Genomic DNA, 21,512 nt, shown 5'->3' with positions numbered 1-21,512 from the left:
TAATTAGTTTATCACAATTTCCCAATCATCTGGTTTATGGAGAATATGAAAACCTACGTTACCATATTTCGAACGATTAATGATTAGGCTACATTTTCCATTTCCCAATCTTAAATCATGGAGATGAATTTCATGAAGATAATCTGGAAGTATAATTCGATCAAAAGCTATCGTCTTATTTATGGCATTTATATCGACCCGCAGACACGACTGTAGCAGCATAAATACAGTTCCCACCGCCCAAGCTTGTGGTGAGCAGGCAACGGGATAAGCTGTAGGCCCTATACCTTGTCTTTTATCAAAACCGCAATATAGTTCCGGCACTCTTTGCAACTCTATATATAACGAGGCATCAAATATGGATTCCATAATTCTTAAAACATGTTTTTGCAAGCCATACTTCGATAGTCCGTAAGCTATTAACGCATTGTCGTGGGGCCAAATCGAGCCGTTATGATAGGACATCGGATTATATCTTCCTGCTAATGATGACAGGGTTCTGACTCCCCACCCACTAAACATATCCGAATGGAGTAGCGTGTCTGCAAGTATAATGGCCTTGTCTTTGTCAGCAATGCCTGTAAATAAACAGTGTCCAGCATTAGAAGATTTCACTCTGCAAGGTCTTTTTTGGCCATCGAGCGCCAAAACGAAAGTGGATAGTTCCTCATCCCAAAAACGTGTATTGAAATTCTTTTTTAACACCGCAGCTTCATTGAACAATTTTGATGACAAATGTTGTTCACCAAGTTCTAAGGCTAATTTCGCAGCATGATTTTTGGCGCCGTATACATAACTTTGGACTTCACATAGCGCAATGGGTGGTTCAGCAAGTTGATTGTTTTCATGCATGATGGAATCAAAGGAATCTTTCCAGCCTTGATTCGTCAGTCCATTTTTAGACTTATGTATATATTCTACAAAACCATCACCATCGATATCCCCGTAGTTATCGATCCAATCGATCGCGGCAATAATATTTAACCAGATTTGTTTAATCAAGTTCAAATCAGCTGTACGATCGTAATACATTCCCGCCAACATGATGAATAGTGGCGTGGCATCGATTGTCCCGTAATATTGTTTAAAAGGAATTTCACCCGTATTTGCCATCTCTCCATTGCGAGCTTCGTGGAGTATTTTTCCGGGTTCCGCATCCTTTTCCGGAATTAGATCATTAGCTTGGTTTGCTGCTAAAAATAATAATACGCCTTTCGTAATTTCCGGATTGATCCATAAGGTTTCCATCGCCGCAATGATTCCATCCCTGCCAAAGGGCGTATTATACCAAGGAACACCTGCATACGGATATTTTCCATGATCAGTCTGGGACAGGAGCGATATAAAATCCTTCTCCGATCGATATAGCCAGTGATTAAATTGAGCATTAGATGTTTTAATATCAGCAAACAGGGTTTTACTTTGATTTAATTCAAACTTGTTTAGTTCACTGGCCTCGGCATAAGAAATAGTTTCTTTTTTTTCTTTCCCCGTCAAAAAATGAATACAATACTGAATTGTTATTACTTTTTTTGGCGTTAAATTAATAAAAAAGACAGCCCGGTTTCTCTCCAATGTATATTCTACATCAGATTGGAAATAGACTTCAAAAGAACGTTCGACACCATCTAATCCCAAGTAGGTAGTTTCAAAATATTCATGGTGATAAACAGGATATACATTATTTGTCTCTACCTTTCTCTCCATTCCACGAATTTCAAAAATATCTCTAAAATCACCGTCAAAATCTAGACTCAGATCAAACGAACAGCTTTTGGGTTCATATTGCAGCACCTTAATTTCCTCATAAAAAGCACCTTCCCTTACAAATTGATGTCTTTCAATATGGACTGAATTTTCCTGTATGTTACATTTTTTTAATATCGGGTTTGTAAGGTCTGCTGAATAGATAGCGTTTCCCTCTTTAATGGAACCACTCAATAAAAGTGGTTTTTCTCCATTAACATGCAATATTAACGTATTAATAAAACGAGTACCTTGATGGTATATTCCCTGAACCATTTTTCCATGAGGATGAATGTTTCCCGATCGGTCAAAAACTGCAAACGTATTCGAATAGTTTAAAACCATATTGACCTCATCTGAATTGACGGCATCAGATGAAATGTGATATTCCTCTTCTTGTGCAATTTCTTCTTTCATGCTGGTTTATTTAATATCGGTATACTACTTCGGGGGACGTTTTTGAACGTGTCGTCAATTAAGGTATGATACACATTAACATAGTTTTCAGCCATGTGGGCAGCCGTGAAACGTCTTTCAAAAACACGACGTATTCCTCCTCTTGATAAATATTTCAACCGACTTACGGCATCGATAGCCTCTGCCACAGAATTTACCACAAAACCTGTAACATTATTTTCCATGATTTCTGGTACAGACCCATTGTGAAATGCAATCACCGGTGTACCACATGCCATCGCTTCGATCATAACTAATCCAAAAGGTTCGGGCCAAGCAATAGGAAACAACAAAGCTTTGGCTTTACCTAAAAACGTTGTCTTCTGTTGTTCGTTTATCTCTCCAATATATTCTATTAAAGGGTGATCCAGCAAAAGTTTTATGTCCTTCTCATAATAGGCAAAGTCAGCCTTATCGATTTTTGCAGCAATTTTTAGCTTTGTATTCGTAGCTAATGCTATTTCGATTGCTCTTTCAACGCCTTTTTCCGGAGAAATTCGGCCTAGAAAGGCTAAATATCCACCCTCTCCATCCCCTTGATGATGAAGATTTTCAGGAAGTCCGTGATAAACCGTTTTAATGAAGTTTCCTTGAGGAATCGGCAAACGTTGGTTCTGGGAAATGGATATTAAGTTTTGGTAAGGAAAGACATTATAAACATCCTGTAGTTCCGGAATATCCAATCGCCCATGGAGTGTTGTTACAGAAGGTATTTCTAACATATTGCTAAATGGAAAATGAAGATAGTCGGTATGAAAATGTAAAATATCAAATTCATTTACCCACGTACTCAACTTTTGCATTTGAATAATATGATAGGATAACGGATCAATACAATTTTGTTTTAGCCGTAAGCCTTCATCAACACAGGCAATCAGTTTAGCTTCTGTAATAGAATCTCCAGAAGCAAATAAAGTTACATCGTGTCCCTGTCTAACTAATTCTTCTGTTAAATAATGTACAATCCTCTCCGTTCCGCCGTATAACTTTGGAGGCAGCGATTCATACAACGGTGCAATTTGCGCAATTCGTAGAAATCTTTTTTTTGCCTTGTCGTTCCTATATTTCTCCATCACGATGGTTATCCTTTCTTTATAGATAACCTAGCAAAACGTAAATAGTTCAATGAACTATTTACGTTTTGCGAAGCAATTAAAATGCTATAGATTCAAATCGCCTTGTTCGCCCGTTTCGATATTTTTTCCGGTAATAGCTCGTGCCGCCACCTTAAAAAAGGTTATCAATTTACTTGATTTTGTGTCCCAATAGTGCGCCTCATCCGGAACAACTTTTAGCACACGTATACGAGGATCCTCTTTTCCACGGTCGAACCAACCTTCGACCATCTTATTCCAATATTTTTCTATCCGAGCTTTATCTTGGCTAATTTCGGCCGTACCATTGATACTCAAAAAACTGTAATTGCGAACATCCGAATACAACAAACTAACGTTGGTTGTCTCCTGTAAATGTTGATGTGTCTCACTTTCTGAAGAAAACAGAAACCATATATTCCCCTCCTCGTCGACTTCCTGCCGGCTCATCGGAATAGCATGAATATAATCGCTGTCTTTTGGGTATGTTCCTAACATACCAATATCGATCTGATCAACAATTTTCTTTAACTTCTCTATCGCTTCTTGATTATAAAGATTTTCTGTACTCATATTATATTGTTTATATAGGATATAACAATGAAGAGTCTCTTTTGTTAAGGCTTTTTTTACTTTATATTATCCGAGACCCATACACCGGTACTAAAGCAGGCTTGCAATAAATAACCTCCCGTAGGTGCCTCCCAATCAAGCATTTCACCAACACAAAAAACATGGGGATACTTTAGCAGTTCTAAAGAAGTCGATAACTCCGTAAAAGAAACGCCTCCAGCAGTAGAAATGACTTCATCAATAGGCCTAAAGGAAACAACCTCAATCGGGAAATTCTTGATTGCAGATGCTAATTTGCTGGAATTGGTATACGTTTCCTTATCCAAAAATCGCAATAGCTGTATTGTTGCCTGCGAGAACTTTAATTTATCTCGGAGAATAGACGTTACATTCCCTTTATTTTCCAGCACTTTTTCGATAAAAGCTACCGTATAAATAGGTTTTAAATCTAAAAACAACCGGGTTGGAAACGACGACTTACGAAGAAAGCGATTTAGATAATAGACAGGCGTACCCTCGATACCGTATGACGTGAATACTATTTCGCCGAATTTCTTGTATGTTTCAAATTTTAGCTGAATATTTTTCAATACCTGGCCGGCAAGCGTGGAAACATCATCTTTTGTATTCAGTCCCGAGTTAGCCGGTTGAATTACATTAATTTGAATGCCTTTCGTTTTAAAAAGATCTACCCATTTCGCATCTGATCCTGTTTTAGACCAAGATCCACCGCCTAGACCCAAAATCAGTTTATAATAAGGAGTTTTTATGCATTCTCCCTGATAAATAAAGGTGGCGACCCTTTCGTTAAAATCAACCATGCGATAGCCGTAGTGAATTTTTACACCGGCATCTGCTAATGCAGTGAGTATCGTTTGTAATACCTGTATAGGCTTTATACCTTTGGCTGGAAAAATTTTACCCGAGCTACCAATAAATGTCGGAACTCCCAGTTTACCGAGCCAATCAATGGTCGCTTTGTTATTGAAATGTTTCACGATACGTTGTATCTCGATCTTATCATAATTTTCGATAAACGTATCGATGTCTTCATTATGCGTCAGGTTAAACCCACCGTGGCCAGCCACTAAAAATTTACGTGCAGCAGCTTTATTCTGTTCGTAGATGTGCACATTGAAACCCCTTACCGCCAGCTGTTGCGCAGCTATTAATCCAGCAGGCCCCGCTCCAACGATAACGATAGGTGGTTTTGACATGCCACAAAAATAAGCAATTCGCGATAATCCTCCAGCCGGCAGCCACTACTCCCTTTCCTGCAGTTTCCGTTTGCTGCTTTCGCTCAAGCCGATGGTCTGTTGCAAACCCTCTTGCAGACTCTTCCAAAGGGTTTTAAAATGAGAATATTCAGGATTCCGCTTATAGTCTACTTCCCCAATGTGGTACACTTCATTTGCATCCGGATTACTGTCATTGACCAAAAGCTGGTTGATTAAAAACGTGAGAATACCGCGCTTTCCTCTTTTATTTGTTTCCTCATCGGGAGGGTATAAAAGATTCACTTTAAGTTGATCGTAATCAAAATTGAGCTTACCCCAATTCCGGTAGTCATTGCCCTGCATGTCAAAGCGTATACGGTGTATATTTCCGGAAGCAAACTCGAGGTTCAACAACGGTGTAAGGATCCGGTTGAATGCCGATATTTGCATAGATCCCAGTGTCCCGCTATAGGAGTGGCCACCGTTTTTACTCAACATATCGAAACCAAAGAGCGCGTGTAGTTTCCCAGACCCCATTAGGTTTGCCTGCAAATCAGCTCGCATGAATTTATCACTTTTAAGTTGAATGGTGTCATTGGTCACATTGGTGAGATTGCCCTGTGCCTGCTCAAAAGTAATAACGCCTTGGCGAAGGTATTTCCCACTCATCTCCTGATAGGAAATATCTACGTCCTTGACAAAAACGGTATCAAAACAGAAGAGTTGTTTAACCGCCATTATTTTTTGGTGCGGAGCCTCACCGAGCTTATTTACATTATCCTTCTGAAAACGTTTATCTTTATGAAAAGAAGTTTTACCTCCATCTATATAGGCATATCCTGAAGAAATCCGCTGCCGATCAAACAGCTCTCGAAGACGCATCTTCTCCAACCTTAATGTGTCAAAGTTCAGATAAATCAACGCCTTATTTTCCTTATCGTTACGGAAGTAATCTATTTTGCGTATTTTAGGCGAAAGGGCAACATCCGTTAACAACAACAAATCCGCCCGGCTATCTACCTTCAGTCGATCAAAACCTACCTTATAGGGGCTGTTTGGAATCTCGTATTGAAACTTCGGAACATCTACTTGTAGCGCTTTAAAATAATAGAGACGTGTAGAATCATGCGCTGCGTTTTCATCTATCAGAATATCGTAAAATCGGAAATGTGTACTATCCACTTTTATTTCATTTGTATTACCGCTTTCCATTTTTGAATATTTGATATCGAAATGATCTAGACTAATCTCCCCTATTTGCACGGACTTGAATCTATCTTTAATTCGATCATACAGCGAGGTTGCATTATCATTTTTGACCGTATCGTTATAAGCATGAAATTCATTCAGCACATGCAAATCAGCTCCGTCTAGTAAAATACGTTTGATAGATAATTTTTTACGTACCAACGCTGACCAAATACTTACGCCTGTCACTTCTAAAGATTTTAATTTGATATTAAAGCGGGTATCAGGCGCAGTCTTCCCAGCAACCTGCTCACGGTAAACTGCGGAATCAGAAATCAGTTCAGCATTTTTGACACGGACAGTTCCTGTAAGGATATGCAGTTCCATATCGTCATACTTCAACGTGTAAAGACCGTTGCTCTTTTGCTGAACCACTTCTTCCAATTTCGCTTTGATTTTAGGCTTCCAGTTACGCACGTAATAGGCGCTTAATGTCGATACGATGAGCAAGACTAATAACAGGATGCCTCCTATCCATTTCCATTTGCGGGGTATCGAACGTATATTTTTCATCATCCCGTCTTTCCTCATTTTGGGTTACGTGTTTCTTTTTTCTTTTGGCTCCTAATTACGAGGAAAATTCCTAGCGCAATAAATAGAACTGCAAATATTATCGGTAATACCATAAACTTATCTATTTTTAAATGAACATTTTGGGATAGTAAAATGTTTTATTGTTAACTTTAAAGACGATGAAACACTAAAATTGAGCCTATGAATACGAGAAGAGATTTTCTTCAAAAGATTACTTATTCGGCCATGGCACTGCCCTTCTTGCCTTCCAAATGGCATTTTGATTTAGCCTCTTTCGACAACAGGCCCTATGACGGCCCAGTCTTGCGCGTCGCTATTATGGGACTTGGTGGATATGGAACACGTGTTGCGGAGGCAATGCAGGCTTGTAAAAAAGCTAAATTAGTCGGTGTGATCAGTGGCACACCAGCAAAAATCAAAGATTGGCAGTCGAAATATCAAATTCCGGAAAAAAACTGTTACAACTATGAGAATTTTGATGCATTAAAGGACAATCCGGATATTGATGCCGTTTACGTGATCACACCGAATGCCCTTCATCACGATCAGGTCATTCGGGCTGCAAAAGCTGGAAAGCATGTCATTTGTGAAAAGCCAATGGGATTGAATGCTAAAGAGGGGGAAGAAATGGTTCGCGCATGCGAAGAAGCTAACGTTAAGTTATTAGTGGGGTATCGTATGCATTTTGAGCCAAACACGTTGGAAGTCGTCCGCATGCGCCAGCATGGTGATTTTGGGAAGATTCTCTTTTTTCAAGGGCAATGTGGTTTCCGGATAGGAGATCCTAATCAATGGCGGTTGGATAAGCCCCTAGCAGGTGGCGGTGCGCTGATGGATATCGGTATTTATGCGATCAATGGTGCCCGCTATATGGTCGGCGAAGAACCCATATGGGTGACTGCACAAGAGACAAAGACCGATCCCGTTAAATTTAAGGAGGGTGTAGATGAGACCATTTTATTTCAGCTTGGTTTTCCAAGTGGCGCCGTAGCATCCTGCCTATCCACCTACAACATGAATCACCTCGACCGCTTTTTTTTAAATGGTGAAAAAGGTTTTGCCGAGATGCAACCCTCAACAGGCTATGGACCGATAGCAGGTCGGACGCATAAAGGCAAACTTACACAACCGCACATTACCCATCAAACCATACAAATGGAAGAAATGGCCTCTATTATCCTGGAAGGAAAAGAGGCTATTATACCTGTTGATGGGAAAGAAGGCTTAAAAGATTTAAAAATAATAGACGCTATTTATAAATCCTGTAAAACAGGTGATAAACTTAATCTAAATCTCTAAAGAGATAGCTGTCGCATTTCGATAATACACAAAAAAACAAATTAGTGCACATTATGAATAACAAGAACATATCTTCAAACGACTCCTATCTTCCCGTGGCATGGGAATACCGGGAGGTTGCGGAAGAGGAAATTGAAAAAGCGCGTCGAGGCAAAATATTCTTTTTTAATCAGGATAACCAAGTCGATGAGGTATTGGGTAGCGTTATCAAACTGGAAGAAAAAAAAGCGGAAGGTGTTTTTCTATTATTAGACAATGGAATTAAAATAAGGTTGGATCGGGTTATTACATTGTTTGGCAAAGTAGGTGCAGCTTACGATGAATATGACGCATATGGAAACTCCTGCATGGATTGTACCGGCGGCTAAACAAAACAAACGCTCATCCACCCCGCGATTTCCGCGGGGCTTCTGAGCGATCACTCGATTACTAAACAACAAAATGAAACAAACTTATATCCGCCAGAAAAAGCGGATCGAGATATCGTTGACCAATTTTTTTATTTACAACATAGGGTAGCTTACTTGGCAACAAACAAGCATATAAACATACAAACAAATTATCATTTTTCCAAAAAAAACGTATTTTTTTTAACACAAAACTTAAAAAAAAGACATATCGTTAATGAATGACAAATTAAACCGGTCGATCGAGGTGCCCATATACGTGTGCGTTATATAATATAAAATTTGTTTCATCCGAATTATTACGCTAATTTTAGCAAAAATGAATAATTAAGATATTGAAATTTATTGAATTTGGTTTCTCTCCCACCTTAGAGGAAGGACTTGATAGTATGGGGTTTGAAGAGGCTACCCCTATCCAAGAAAAAACAATTCCGGTTATTTTAAACGGAAAAGACATTATCGCTTGTGCACAAACAGGCACAGGAAAAACAGCTTCTTATCTCCTGCCGATATTGAACAAAATTGCCGAGAATCCTCAAGAAAGGATTAATAGCCTTATCCTGGTTCCCACCCGAGAACTTGCTGTACAAATCGACCAGCAAATTATGGGATTTGGGTATTTTACGGGGGCTACTTCTATATGCGTGTATGGTGGTGGAGACGGAGCAGGTTATGAACAACAAAGAAGAGCAATTCAAGAGGGCGTAAACATTATTGTTGCAACTCCTGGTCGACTTATCGCCCACATGGGATCCGGAAAAGTAGATTATAGCCATTTAGAGCATCTCGTGCTGGATGAAGCAGATCGTATGCTGGACATGGGATTTCATGATGATATTATGCGTATTATCAGCGCGTTACCCAAAAAGAGACAAAGCTTATTGTTTTCTGCTACAATGCCTCCTAAAATTCGAACATTAGCGAAGAAAATACTCTATCAACCCCTAGAAATCAATGTAGCTATTTCCAAACCCTCTGAGGGCATTGACCAACAGGCCTATTTGGTCTACGATGAACATAAAATGGAGCTCATCAAACATATATTGGATAATCCAGTCTATGAAAGCATTATTATTTTTGCTTCAAAAAAAGATATCGTCAAAAGGCTTACAAAAGAATTGATAAAAAAAGGGATTGTTGCAGAAGGTTTTCATTCGGATTTAGAGCAGGTGCAACGGGAAGATATCATGCAGCGCTTTAAAGCAAGGAGAATAAGAGTACTGGTAGGAACTGATGTTATTTCTCGAGGTATTGATATTGTTGGAATTAGCTTAGTTGTCAATTATGATGTACCTCCAGATCCGGAAGATTACGTACACCGAATTGGACGGACGGCGAGAGCGGCAACGACGGGTACTGCGATTACATTCATCAACGAAAAGGATCAGAATCGATTTTCCCGCATTGAGCGACTAATTGAAAAAGAAATACCCAAAATGCCTTTACCGGCCAGTTTTGCAGAAGGGCCATCATATCAGCCCCGTACGGGAGCAAAAAAGAAAAATACGAATCGAAAAAAACCTTTTCGAAATTTTAAACGTATAAAAGGTAAAGAGAAAGAATAAATAATGAGGAGCAAGCGTACTCCTCATTACTTATTATCTTCTACGCTTAAAAACCAAGTAATCCATACTAAATTTACCCGGCCCCAATATTAAAATCGAAAGGTAACCGATAAAAAAAGCTGTGGCTAATTCATATTTCCCAAATAATTCCCAATTATGTACAGAGAAGATAACCAACATCGTTATCAATAAAGGAATAGTAGCCAATCGGGTAAATAATCCGAGAATTAACAGTATCGAACAGAAAAATTCTGCAAATATCGCTAAGCTCAATGATACGGTACTGCCTACTCCCAATAAGTCAACAAATCCATCTTTGCGCTCATTAAACTCGACCAACTTTACATAACCATGATACGGAATCATCAAAACACCAAAACCTATCCGCAGTATTAAGGCTGCAAAGTTGCTGGATTTTGTTCCTTTCTGAACAGTTAGAAAAAATTTTTTCATATAAAATACGGTTGTGTATATAGACAAATATAAAAAAATAGGGACGCAAATTCATCCAAGATAAATTTGCGTCCCTATAAAAAATGACCGCAAGGATTAACGTAAATGAGCACGCAGCATCCATGCTGTCTTTTCGTGTGCTTCCATGATACCGACTAAGAAATCCTCTGTTCCGGCATCATTGTGCTTTTCAGCAACCGTATCCAGCTGCTCGCGAATGGATACGATGATGGCTTCATAATCTGACAACAGCTCTTTGATAAAACCTTTGCTATCATTTTTTTGATAATGCATCTCTGTCAATTGCGTCAATTTTAAGAATTCTTTCATGGTACCCACCGCGTAATGGCCGATTGAACGAACACGTTCTGCAATTTCATCAATAGTTTCTGCTAATTCACCATATAAACCTTCAAAAAACAGATGCTGTGCATGAAAATCAGGCCCTTCCACATTCCAGTGTGCGTTGCGAACTTTCACATACAGCACATGTTCATCGGCCAATAGTTTATTCAAAATAACAGCGATAGCATGTGTGTCTTTTTCTTTGATACCTATGCTGGATGAGCTTGCTAAAGCTTTTTCAAGCACAGTTGCGTCTGTTTCTTCTATATCCGTTTTCATATTATAAAAATTTAAAAGTAAAAATTATGTGTTATTGAGATTAACACAATTTACGAGTTTTTGTTCGTTTTTTCTATTTTTGTCGCACAAAGTTTATCATTCACATGGTTGTCAACAATCCCCTCTTTTTTCATCACTTTCAATCGGATATTGCTGGGATACCGAAACCCGAAGCCTTCACTTTTCCTTTTTGTTATGAAGCTGATGCGCTAAGTAAAATAGCCGTTATAGAATTACAGAAATATCTCGAGGAACAACAAGACTTTGTTCATAATTTCGGTTTACAAAACCGAGAAGGTTTCGCCCTCGGCAAGATGTTTGGGGTACTGGTAGTGGAAAGCGAAAATGGTCAATTGGGGTATCTGGCAGCCTGTTCAGGAAAGCTTGCGGGTACCAATCAACACACCTATTTTGTCCCGCCTATTTTTGATATGCTAACGAAAGAAAGTTTCTTCCTCCAAGAGGAAGAACAAATCAACGCATTGAACCGACAAATTGAAAACCTCGAAAACGCACCAGATCTTCCCAAGCTCATCCAGCAACTTAAGGAAATACAACAACAGGCCGACGAAGCGTTAAAGGTTTATCGTCTCCATATGAAAACCGAAAAAGCAAAACGGAAAAAGATAAGAGCTGAGCACAGCGATATCTTGTCCGAAACGGATTATCAGTTATTGGAAACGGATCTTATCAAACAAAGTTATCGTGACCAACATGAATATGCTGTTCTTAAAGATAAATGGAAAACACAGCTCCAATCTATCGAAGAACTGATTCAACATAAACAGCAAGAAATAGAAGATTTAAAGAATACGCGAAAGCTAAAATCCGCGGTACTCCAACAACGCTTATTTGAGCGATATCAATTTTTAAATGCGCGAGCAGAAACGAAAAGTTTATTAGCTATCTTTGCAGAAAGCAAGCAAACTATCCCCCCCGCTGGTGCCGGTGAATGTGCAGCCCCGAAATTGCTCCAATATGCCTATCAACACAAACTGAAGCCTATCTGCATGGCTGAATTCTGGTGGGGAGTTTCACCAGCTTCAGAGATCAGAAAGCATAAAAATTTCTATCCTGCCTGCAAAAGCAAATGCGAACCCATTTTATCACATATGCTAAAGGGGCTCCATGTTGCTCCAGATCCCATGCGCATAAACCCAGCACAGGGGCGTACATTTGACATTATTCATGAAGATGAAGATATTATTGTCATTAACAAGCCCGCAGAGTTTCTTTCTGTGCCGGGCATCCACGTACATGATTCCGTCTACACTAGAATATTGGCACAATATCCCGAGATTTCCGGCCCCGTTATTATTCACCGACTAGATATGTCGACTTCCGGCCTTTTGATATTAGCGAAGCACAAAACGGCTCATCAGTTTATTCAAAAACAATTTATTCAACATACCGTTGTAAAACGGTACACCGCTATATTGGATGGAATATTAACACCACAAACTGGAATTATCGATTTGCCCCTTCGTGTCGACTTAGATGATCGCCCGCGACAAGTAGTATGTTATCAATATGGCAAACCTGCAAAAACGAAGTTTGATGTACTTGGATATGAAGATGGATATACGCGTATACATCTTTTTCCATTGACCGGGCGGACACATCAGCTTCGTGTGCATGCAGCTCATCACCAAGGCCTTCATATCCCTATACTGGGTGACGATTTATATGGTCAACGGGCGGATAGACTACACCTCCACGCCGGGTATATTCAATTCGTCCATCCCAGAACGGGAAAACATATAGCCTTTACGGCAGAAGACCCTTTTTGATAACGACAGTAAGTAACATACTCCCCATTTTATCAAGAAAACGTCACATTCTATCTGCAGCCAATTTCTCTCTTCAAAATCAGTTAAAGTATTATTACTTTTGTCCGACCTCATAAACTGACTAAGTTGGTTCAAAAGTCAAATGAGTTTATAAAGAGAGAGACACTATGTCAAGTTATCGCACAACATCAACTAATAACGGGCTGTTAGCATACGGATTAACGTTTGGAATATTTAGCTTACTTTTCTTATTTTCAAGGTTATCATTCGCACAGTCCCTTCATTTAAAAGGGAAAGTAATGGATGTCACGAATAAAGCACCGATTGGCTATGCCACTGTCGCGGCTATAGGATCCACTAACGCTTCATCTACTGATGACGACGGAAATTTTATATTAAAAGTTGATCCGGGTTTCTCTAAAGTCCGTATATCCTTTGTGGGATACGAGTCCCAAGATGTGAGCATCAATAATGAAACCTATCAAGAATTAACCGTTTATTTAGTCCCGGAAGAACATACCATTGAAACAATAGAAATTACTGCTCCGAGACGTGCAAGATATTCGAACAAGAACAACCCGGCGGTCGAACTTATCCGTAAGGTTATCGCACATAAAGATGAAAACCGAATGGCATCCTATGAATATGCCGAGTATCGCCAGTATGAGAAAGTTTCTTTAGGATTGAGCAATTTATCGGAGAAATTTAAAAACAGAAAAGTATTCAAAAACTACCAATTCTTGTTTGAAAAAGAGGACGTAGAAACGGGAGGTCGTACTAGAGGTTACATGCTTCCTGCTTATATAGAGGAACGATTATCGCAAATATATACACGTAAAAAGCCAAACACGACAAAACAGCTTATTCTAGCGGAACAGCGGGCGCAATTCGACCCAAAATTTGTAGATAACGACGGTTTAAGTGCATACTTTAATAAACTATACCAAGATATTGACATTTATGAAAGTAATATCGAATTGGTAACGAATCAGTTTTTAAGTCCAATTGCCGGCTCATCGCCTACGTTTTATAGGTTCTACATTACAGATACGGTTAAAACAGAAACCCCATATTTGGTAGAATTGAGTTTCTTTCCACGTAATAAAGCCGATCTTCTTTTTCAAGGAAAATTATATATCACCTTAGACGGGAAATATGCAGTCAAGCGTGCTGATCTCAGTGTAGCCGATGATATTAATCTGAATTTCGTTCGCGATCTCGATGTAAAGCTAGATTTTGAGCAGGATAGCAATAACCGCTACTACCTAAAAACAAGTTCATTAGGTCTGGATTTTTCGTTAACGGATAAAGGTACAGGCATTAAGGGAAACCGTACCGTAACTTTTGATGGCTTCAAAACAGACATCGTCCAACCGGATAGTATTTATGCAGGTCCATCTGTTGTAAAGATTGTCCAAGAGAATGATACTACATTGGATGAAACCTATTGGGCAACCCATCGTCCCATTGCACTGAAACCTAATGAACAAAACATATATCGTAATATTGATACGCTACAGCTTATCCCCTCTTTTCAGCGGTTTATGGATATCAGCGCCCTGGTTCTTTCTGGTTACAAACAAGCTGGCCCGGTTGAGATTGGCCCTGTCAATACTTTCTATAGCTTTAATCCAGTAGAAGGCTTTAGGTTGCGCCTAGGTGGACGCACTACGGACAGATTAAGCAAACGATTTTACGCGGAAGCTTATACCGCTTATGGATTTAAGGACGAAAAATGGAAATATTTCTTGAGCGGAACGTATGCGCTCAACAATAAATCGGTATATACATTTCCACAGCATTACTTACGGGCATCCGTTATGCGAGACACCAAAATTCCTGGCCAAAATTTAGAGTTTGTTCAAGAGGATAATTTTTTGTTATCGTTTAAACGAGGGGAAAATGAGCGTTATCTCTACAATGATATTTACCGATTGGAGTACAAACGTGAATTTGAAAACAATTTCTCCTACCTCATTGGTTTATCGAAATGGAGACAACAGCCTGCCGGTATATTAACCTATCAGATGTTGGACGATCAAGGCAACAATAGACTATTTAATGCATTAAACACAACCGAACTTTCGGTAAGTTTGCGGTATGCGCCTCATGAAGAATTCTATCAAGGTAAACTTTACCGAACACCGATATACAATAAATATCCTATCTTTTATCTTAACTATGTTGCTGGCCTTAAAAATGTGTTAAGCGGAGAGTATGATTATCACAATTTTACGTTGGGTGCAGATAAACGATTTTATTTTTCACAGTTAGGCTATGCTGATGTAAATATAGAAGGAAATTATATTTTGGGAGACCATATTCCTTTCCCGTTTTTAAATATCCATCGCGCAAACCAAACGTATGCTTATCAGTTACGATCTTATAATCTCATGAACTTTTTGGAATTTGTGAGCGATCACTCCGTATCTGCAAATGTACAATATTATATGAATGGATTTTTGCTGAATAAGATACCGTTGATAAAAAAACTCAAATGGCGTGAAGTATTCAGTGCTAAAGTTATTTATGGAGGTCTGCGCGACGAAAACAATCCGGCTTATACCAACGACGTATTCCAATTTCAAAAGAATGATGACAATGAACCGATCACATATGGATTTAGTGACAAGCCTTATGTAGAAGCTAGTGTAGGCTTGACGAATATCTTTAAATTTATCCGGGTCGATTACGTAAAACGACTAAACTATCTTGATCAACCCGACGTACCCAAACACGGGATTCGGGTCAGAGTGAAGTTTGATTTTTAAATGGTATGTATTTTGTTTTAAAAAAACTCTATTTTTAAAACAAAAAGCTGCTATGTACCCAGATAAACTTCACTTAGTTTACCAATATCCTTCCATGTCCTATACGGATATAGAGCGCATTATAGAACAACATGAAAAAGTCTCTTTCAAGAAAGGCGATCTTCTATTACACGAAGGGCAGATTAGTGATTGCTACTATATACTTGAGGACGGTATCGTTCGTGCTTTCGTCCATGATTACGAAGGTAATGATATCAGTACTAACTTTTTTTGCCCCGATGACGTCGTTATCGAAGTAGCTTCTATATTCCATCATATTCCTACACAAGAGAATATGGTATGCATAACGGATTGTACATTGTGGAAAATAAAACTTGAACAATTTCAGGGGCTGTTTGAGACCATTCCGGCGCTGGCGGAATGGGGTCGTGCTTGGATGGCTTATCAATTACTTATCACTAAAAAAAGAGCCATAGATATTATTAGTCTATCCGCAATAGACCGTTATAAACAACTGCTGGCAGAGAAACCACTTATCTTTCAACAAGCACCATTAAAGCATATCGCCACTTTTTTAGGCATTACCGATACATCTCTTAGCCGCATTCGGAAGGAACTGGTGGGGAAAAGAGACCTATCGAAATAACTTCACGATTTTCAGGAAAAAAGTAAGGGCCGAACTATGAAATTCGGCCCTACATCTACCTATGAAAAACATGCCCTTTGGGAGGGCTAGTACAAAAGTAAATTTTAAATTAACAATACCGCAGCATTTTAACGAGTTTATTAGGAAATGTCGAAGTATGACTACATGCCGAATAGCATAAAAGGTTATTCGGTATGATATGCTTATTTTTATAAACACATCAAATCTTATTCACATTTCATCCATTTTTCACAAAATTTTATTTAATTCGTAAACTTCAAAAGATATGTAATGAGCTTATATAAGTTAGAAGAATATATAGAGACCGGGAACCACCATGATTTGGAGATATTGTTGAGAACGCAACCGGAATTATTGAGAGAGCAGACAAGCCATGATATATCTCCATTATTACTCGCCTGTTATTACCATAAAGACCAAGTGATCAAAACGATACTGAATCACTTAACGGCTATTACGATCCATGAATCCTGCGCCATTGGTCTTGCCCAACAGATCGAGAATATGCTTAAACAAAAACCCGAAGTTCTCGATGAGATTTCTACACATGGCTTTACACCGTTAGGCATTGCGACACATTTCGGGCAGGAAAAAGTGGTTCAAACACTCTTAGCAAAAGGTGCAGACCCAAATATATGTTCACAAAATGGTTACTATGTATATCCATTGCATACGGCACTTACCGGGGGATATGACCAAATCAGTAAAATGTTAATTGAAGGTGGTGCAAACGTAAACGTAGCTCAACACGCCCGTATCACTCCGTTACACATTGCAGCACAACAAGGCAATATCGATCTGATTATCGTCTTACTGGAAAACGGAGCAGATGTTTCCGTAAAAACAGAAATGGGCATGACTGCTTCTGATCTTGCGCTCGAAAAGGGACATAAAGAACTTGCCGAAATATTGCGGGTAGCTTAGCTCTTGAGCAAAGAAAGTCCGATATTGCATTGCAAGCATTTCTTCTGATCACAATAATTTTGTTTCAACTGCAACAATCCTTGTGAATCCGCGGCAGACATTGCGGACAACGTCAATTCACTGAATTTTTGTGTAATTTTATTTTGCTCTGCGTTTAGTTCCGCTAACCACTCCAATGCCCTTGTTTGCAATTCGTCTATCCCCATACACTTTCCATAAGAAAACAGCATGGGTATCACCGCATTTATAGCAATATGTTCTATAAAACGCGGTGACAGGTCAGTGCCGTGTGCGGGCGTTGTTTTCCCCAATATAAAGTGGGTCTTCCAAAAAGACGACAATGATACATTGGCCAATATTTGATTTAAATCCGTCATGTTTTTACAGTGTATAAGCTCCTCAAAAAGAAAAGGAGCCCGACCATACAAAGCCAGTAGTTGCGCCAAACGAAATGTAGGGAAATTATATGGACGCATACGCATAAACTTCCATTCCAACACTTTCAACTCTTTTAGACCATGGATAGCTTTCAAATAGCGATACTCCTCAGCCAGCTTCTTCGTGTAGCCTTCGTTCGGTACATCCGTAAGAAAACCAGCCTGACCAAATATCATTGCTTCCATTTTGAAAATATCATTTCGATATTTTCGTATTAAGGATAAATCGACCAATTTCCCCAATTGTAAAAATGGATGGGTATTAACTTTCATTCCAAAGCTACGGCAAAGCTGCAAAAACAACACTTTTTCCCAATCATCCAATGTTTCGGTCAAAAGCTCTTGTATCTGTCCATATCGCTGTTCTAAACGCATTGCGGCCATGCGCTGCATAGTTTGCGTTTTATGTAAGATATCTACCTCATGCAGGTGTTTTTCGCAAGGAATCCAGTGTAGATTCTGCATAATGCTCCTATAGCGCTCCAGCAAACCAGTATCTATCAGGGAAGCAAGTTCGAAACAGGGAATAACCGTGCCGTCTTCCCGAAATGCGGGAACAGGGTTTTGGTAAACAACATGAAGTACAACACTATTGTAAACTGCGTCCAGATGGTGTTGGTGTTTAAACCAATCGGCACCATCCACATGGATTTCTACATGCCCTCTCCATTCTCGACCATCAATTGATATTTGACTGAATAAAAAATCGGGCCCGGCGTTGTCGTTACATTGTCCAACCTGAATAATCTTGATTTGTTCATCATCTGTGCTATAAAGTTCTAATTGGTTAAAAAGCCTAAATTGCCAGACGAAGTGTAATAATTCTTCTGCAATCATGCCTTAAAGGTACGAAATGATTTTATAAATTCCATTTGAAATCTCAAAAAATACAACCATTATTTTGGGGTATATTTTTCTTTTTATTATCTTTAAAGTAGATTATAAACTTCAACAGCTATGCACACGAAAACGGAATACCTTATTTGGGATAAAATTGTCAATAGTGCTAAGAAAAGAATAGATTTAAGTAGTTACGGCGAAAAAGCGACCGAAATCAGCCCTGAAATTTTGGACAAGTTGGTATTACATATCATTGCGGCTTTTGCATCAGGAGAAGATCACTGCGCTATTTCTACCAATCTGCACAACGAATTACATCATATTGGGATCGATGTCAATGAAGACGTAATCGATAAAATAGTTTCGGATAAACACGTTGTATTCAGTGCAGAGATATATGCTGCATATCTCACCTTTTCCATGTTGGAAGATGGCCATACCGAGCAGGAAGTATTAGGTTATGTAACGGATCTTCTGGATACACCAAAGGTCCACTAACTGTTCCTCCCGTTAAGATAAATGTTCAAGTCGTCATTACCCACCTTTTGCACAGTAGCTGCTGATTTTTTTAACAGAGGCGCAGGTTTACCCCGTCCCCAACGTTGCCGAGAAACAAAAACACGGGCTTCGTCCCATATTCCTGCGTCAATAAACGACTGTAATGTTTTCGCCCCACCTTCTACTATTAAGGATTGCACATCCATCAGATAAAGCTGATAGAGCATCTGCTGCGGCAGATAGAGATCAAAATGTTCTAATGCGATTAATTTTTTATTTTTCTGCCAATCTGTTTGGTTTGCATTGAAGACAATAGTATCAGCCTCTTCGTCGAAAATAGCAGCATCTGCGGGTACTTTTAAGGATTTGTCGATCAATATACGTTTGGGATTTTTTCCATTCCACAAACGTGTCTTCAATCCCGGGTTATCGATCAAGGCAGTCGATGTACCGATCAATATTGCATCCTCCTCCCCTCTCCACTTATGCACAAGTTGTTTACTGGCATTATTACTTATCCACTGCTGTGCCGCATCCTCTGGCGAAAAAAAGCCATCGTCGGTTTGCGCCCATTTTAAAATAACATAGGGACGTTGTTGTTGAATACGGGTAAAGAATCGTCTGTTCATAAACGTACAAGCATCTCTTAGCACGCCTACCGTAGTATCCATACCTGCATATTGTAATTTTTTAACTCCTTGCCCATTAACTTTTGCAAAGGGATCCAGACAACCAATAACTACACGCTTGAATTGCAATTCGACCAACTTATCGGCACAGGGTGGGGTCTTTCCGAAGTGCGAACAGGGCTCTAAGCTGACATACATCGTGGATGTACGAAAACGGATTTGGGCTTCTGCTTCACCTAACTTCTGATAGGCGTCCTGTATGGCGTTCACTTCAGCATGAGGCCCTCCATAGGGCGATGTATAGCCTTCACCAATGATGCGTCCTTCGTGCAAAATGACAGCGCCAACCATGGGATTTGGACTAACCGAACCTGCTCCCAGAATAGCTAAATCGAGGCAACGATGCATATATCTCTCGTCTTGTACCATATTATTACAAACTTAGCATTTACCAAAGAATATCAAAAGTGTAATCAGCTTTTGTAAGTTTGTAGTTTATTACCACCTTTAAAAGACAATTTATTAAGATGAAAAATTTCAAAGATATAGCGGAAATTTATCGAGAAGCTTTATTACCACTATATTCTCCCGCCGAAATTAAACAACTGTTTTTGATGACCTACGCTTTTGTAATGAAAAAAAACAGTACGCACTATATGTTAAACAGTACAAGCGAAGTTAAAGAAACGGTATTGCCCCAATTTTTAAATATACTTGAGGAACTGCAGACGGGGCGTCCGATACAACATATCCTGGGGAAAGCAGATTTCTATGGCCTTTGTCTTTCCGTAAACGAACATACACTAATTCCCCGTCCGGAAACCGAAGAGTTAGTGGAATGGATTGTTAGGGAACATCAAAATAATGAACAGATGTCCATACTCGATATCGGTACAGGGTCGGGCTGCATCGCGCTAGCACTTAAAAAGCTATTACCCCATGCGCAAGTTGATGCTATTGATCTGCAAAGTCCGGCTATAACGGTTGCTCGTACAAATGCCACAAACCTAAATCTTTCTGTAAACTTTATCGAAGCGGATATTTTGGAATGGGATAGCTTTCTACAAGAAAACCAGCAATATGATATTATCGTCAGTAATCCTCCCTATATTACGCCAAGTGAACAAAAAGACATGCACCAGAATGTTTTACTTTACGAGCCACATAGCGCGCTTTTTGTGGAAGAACAGGCTCCTCTTCTTTTTTATGATGTCATCGCTGAAATGGGGAAGAAACATTTATCACCTAACGGTAGTCTTTATTTTGAAATCAACCAATATTTGGGTCGAGAGACATATGATCTCCTATTAAAGAAAGGGTATGAGCACGTCACATTACGTCAGGATCTAAACCAAGTAGATCGAATGATAAAAGCGAATTTTAAAAAATTATTTTCATGAAAAACAGTCCGTTAAAGGCTTGCACAAAAAATAAACAAGCAGTCATTTGGCAAAAGTGAACATTTTTTCTACCTTTGCAACACTTCAAACACAAATGAAGTACGATTCCGTAGCTCAGCTGGTAGAGCAATACACTTTTAATGTATGGGTCCTGGGTTCGAATCCCAGCGGGATCACAAACAAAAGCTCAATCGAAAGATTGGGCTTTTTTTGTTAGCTGGGATGAGAACAGAAGGGTTGGGATGGGTTCGAACTATCTCGTTCCGGAATGAGTGCGGGATAGTGTGACGGAACAAATCCCAGCGGGATCACAAACAAAAGCAACTCCCTCTTTGGCACT

General features: G+C 39.3%; 18 protein-coding genes and 1 tRNA gene. 10 read left to right on the top strand and 9 right to left on the bottom strand.

What is annotated here, in order from left to right; genetic code table 11:
• Nucleotides 1-3: 3 nt before the first annotated feature.
• From H8B06_RS01590 to H8B06_RS01570, 5 genes are all read right to left on the bottom strand, one after another.
• Nucleotides 4-2,163 (bottom strand): amylo-alpha-1,6-glucosidase, encoded by a 2,160-nt coding sequence (locus H8B06_RS01590; protein ID WP_190992520.1) that lies wholly within the window; start codon nucleotides 2,161-2,163, stop codon nucleotides 4-6.
• Nucleotides 2,160-3,275, bottom strand: a complete 1,116-nt coding sequence (locus H8B06_RS01585; protein WP_190992519.1) for a glycosyltransferase family 4 protein — start codon at nucleotides 3,273-3,275, stop codon at nucleotides 2,160-2,162. The genes H8B06_RS01590 and H8B06_RS01585 overlap by 4 nt, the downstream gene beginning before the upstream one ends.
• A gap of 87 nt (nucleotides 3,276-3,362) precedes the next feature.
• Nucleotides 3,363-3,869: a pyridoxamine 5'-phosphate oxidase family protein gene (locus H8B06_RS01580; protein ID WP_190992518.1), complete on the bottom strand. Its 507-nt coding sequence runs from the start codon at nucleotides 3,867-3,869 to the stop codon at nucleotides 3,363-3,365.
• A 56-nt stretch (nucleotides 3,870-3,925) separates the two neighbouring features.
• On the bottom strand, nucleotides 3,926-5,086 hold the full coding sequence (locus H8B06_RS01575; RefSeq protein ID WP_190992517.1) for a BaiN/RdsA family NAD(P)/FAD-dependent oxidoreductase: 1,161 nt from the start codon (nucleotides 5,084-5,086) through the stop codon (nucleotides 3,926-3,928).
• Between the two features lie 45 nt (nucleotides 5,087-5,131).
• The gene (locus tag H8B06_RS01570) at nucleotides 5,132-6,850 is read right to left on the bottom strand and encodes an AsmA family protein (RefSeq protein WP_223857407.1); all 1,719 of its coding nucleotides are present in this window, start codon (nucleotides 6,848-6,850) and stop codon (nucleotides 5,132-5,134) included.
• Between the two features lie 198 nt (nucleotides 6,851-7,048).
• On the opposite strand from H8B06_RS01570, the gene H8B06_RS01565 reads away from it, so the two are divergent.
• The 3 genes from H8B06_RS01565 (at nucleotide 7,049) to H8B06_RS01555 (ending at nucleotide 10,139) form a co-directional block, all read left to right on the top strand.
• Nucleotides 7,049-8,167, top strand: coding sequence for a Gfo/Idh/MocA family protein (locus H8B06_RS01565; RefSeq protein ID WP_190992515.1), 1,119 nt, complete (start codon nucleotides 7,049-7,051; stop codon nucleotides 8,165-8,167).
• Between the two features lie 53 nt (nucleotides 8,168-8,220).
• Complete coding sequence (locus H8B06_RS01560; protein WP_190992514.1) at nucleotides 8,221-8,535, top strand: hypothetical protein; 315 nt, start codon at nucleotides 8,221-8,223, stop codon at nucleotides 8,533-8,535.
• 374 nt (nucleotides 8,536-8,909) lie between these two features.
• The gene (locus H8B06_RS01555; RefSeq protein ID WP_190992513.1) at nucleotides 8,910-10,139 is read left to right on the top strand and encodes a DEAD/DEAH box helicase; all 1,230 of its coding nucleotides are present in this window, start codon (nucleotides 8,910-8,912) and stop codon (nucleotides 10,137-10,139) included.
• A 33-nt stretch (nucleotides 10,140-10,172) separates the two neighbouring features.
• Here H8B06_RS01555 and H8B06_RS01550 read toward each other — a convergent pair whose 3' ends face one another.
• Together H8B06_RS01550 and H8B06_RS01545 are read right to left on the bottom strand one after the other, a co-directional pair.
• Entirely contained in the window at nucleotides 10,173-10,592 is a 420-nt protein-coding gene (locus H8B06_RS01550; protein WP_190992512.1) for a DoxX family protein, read from the bottom strand.
• A gap of 96 nt (nucleotides 10,593-10,688) precedes the next feature.
• On the bottom strand, nucleotides 10,689-11,216 hold the full coding sequence (locus H8B06_RS01545; protein ID WP_190992511.1) for a Dps family protein: 528 nt from the start codon (nucleotides 11,214-11,216) through the stop codon (nucleotides 10,689-10,691).
• Between the two features lie 104 nt (nucleotides 11,217-11,320).
• Between H8B06_RS01545 and H8B06_RS01540 the strand changes: the two genes are divergently transcribed.
• The 4 genes from H8B06_RS01540 (at nucleotide 11,321) to H8B06_RS01525 (ending at nucleotide 17,368) form a co-directional block, all read left to right on the top strand.
• Nucleotides 11,321-13,006, top strand: a complete 1,686-nt coding sequence (locus H8B06_RS01540; protein WP_190992510.1) for an RluA family pseudouridine synthase — start codon at nucleotides 11,321-11,323, stop codon at nucleotides 13,004-13,006.
• 167 nt (nucleotides 13,007-13,173) lie between these two features.
• Nucleotides 13,174-15,777 carry a DUF5686 and carboxypeptidase-like regulatory domain-containing protein gene (locus tag H8B06_RS01535; RefSeq protein ID WP_190992509.1) on the top strand — a complete coding sequence of 868 codons (2,604 nt, stop codon included), beginning with the start codon at nucleotides 13,174-13,176 and terminating at the stop codon, nucleotides 15,775-15,777.
• A 52-nt stretch (nucleotides 15,778-15,829) separates the two neighbouring features.
• Nucleotides 15,830-16,423: a Crp/Fnr family transcriptional regulator gene (locus H8B06_RS01530; protein WP_190992508.1), complete on the top strand. Its 594-nt coding sequence runs from the start codon at nucleotides 15,830-15,832 to the stop codon at nucleotides 16,421-16,423.
• A 291-nt stretch (nucleotides 16,424-16,714) separates the two neighbouring features.
• Nucleotides 16,715-17,368, top strand: a complete 654-nt coding sequence (locus H8B06_RS01525) for an ankyrin repeat domain-containing protein (RefSeq protein WP_190992507.1) — start codon at nucleotides 16,715-16,717, stop codon at nucleotides 17,366-17,368.
• Here H8B06_RS01525 and H8B06_RS01520 read toward each other — a convergent pair.
• Nucleotides 17,365-18,642: a DUF2851 family protein gene (locus H8B06_RS01520; RefSeq protein ID WP_190992506.1), complete on the bottom strand. Its 1,278-nt coding sequence runs from the start codon at nucleotides 18,640-18,642 to the stop codon at nucleotides 17,365-17,367. The genes H8B06_RS01525 and H8B06_RS01520 overlap by 4 nt on opposite strands.
• Nucleotides 18,643-18,762: 120 nt before the next feature.
• Here H8B06_RS01520 and H8B06_RS01515 point away from each other — a divergent pair, with 120 nt between their 5' ends.
• On the top strand, nucleotides 18,763-19,143 hold the full coding sequence (locus tag H8B06_RS01515) for a hypothetical protein (RefSeq protein ID WP_190992505.1): 381 nt from the start codon (nucleotides 18,763-18,765) through the stop codon (nucleotides 19,141-19,143).
• On the opposite strand, the gene ribD is transcribed toward H8B06_RS01515, so the two are convergent.
• Nucleotides 19,140-20,201 carry a bifunctional diaminohydroxyphosphoribosylaminopyrimidine deaminase/5-amino-6-(5-phosphoribosylamino)uracil reductase RibD gene (gene ribD / locus H8B06_RS01510; RefSeq protein WP_190992504.1) on the bottom strand — a complete coding sequence of 354 codons (1,062 nt, stop codon included), beginning with the start codon at nucleotides 20,199-20,201 and terminating at the stop codon, nucleotides 19,140-19,142. The genes H8B06_RS01515 and ribD overlap by 4 nt on opposite strands.
• Before the next feature lie 98 nt (nucleotides 20,202-20,299).
• On the opposite strand from ribD, the gene prmC reads away from it, so the two are divergent.
• Together prmC and H8B06_RS01500 are read left to right on the top strand one after the other, a co-directional pair.
• Nucleotides 20,300-21,172: a peptide chain release factor N(5)-glutamine methyltransferase gene (gene prmC / locus H8B06_RS01505; RefSeq protein ID WP_190992503.1), complete on the top strand. Its 873-nt coding sequence runs from the start codon at nucleotides 20,300-20,302 to the stop codon at nucleotides 21,170-21,172.
• Nucleotides 21,173-21,275: 103 nt separating this feature from the next.
• Nucleotides 21,276-21,348 (top strand) — tRNA-Lys (locus tag H8B06_RS01500).
• The last annotated feature ends 164 nt before the right edge of the window (nucleotides 21,349-21,512 follow it).

It is taken from the genome of Sphingobacterium micropteri (assembly GCF_014692515.1).
GTDB lineage: Bacteria > Bacteroidota > Bacteroidia > Sphingobacteriales > Sphingobacteriaceae > Sphingobacterium > Sphingobacterium micropteri.
Note: the sequence above shows the minus strand (reverse complement) of the source record. Positions and strands in the feature narration are given on the sequence as shown.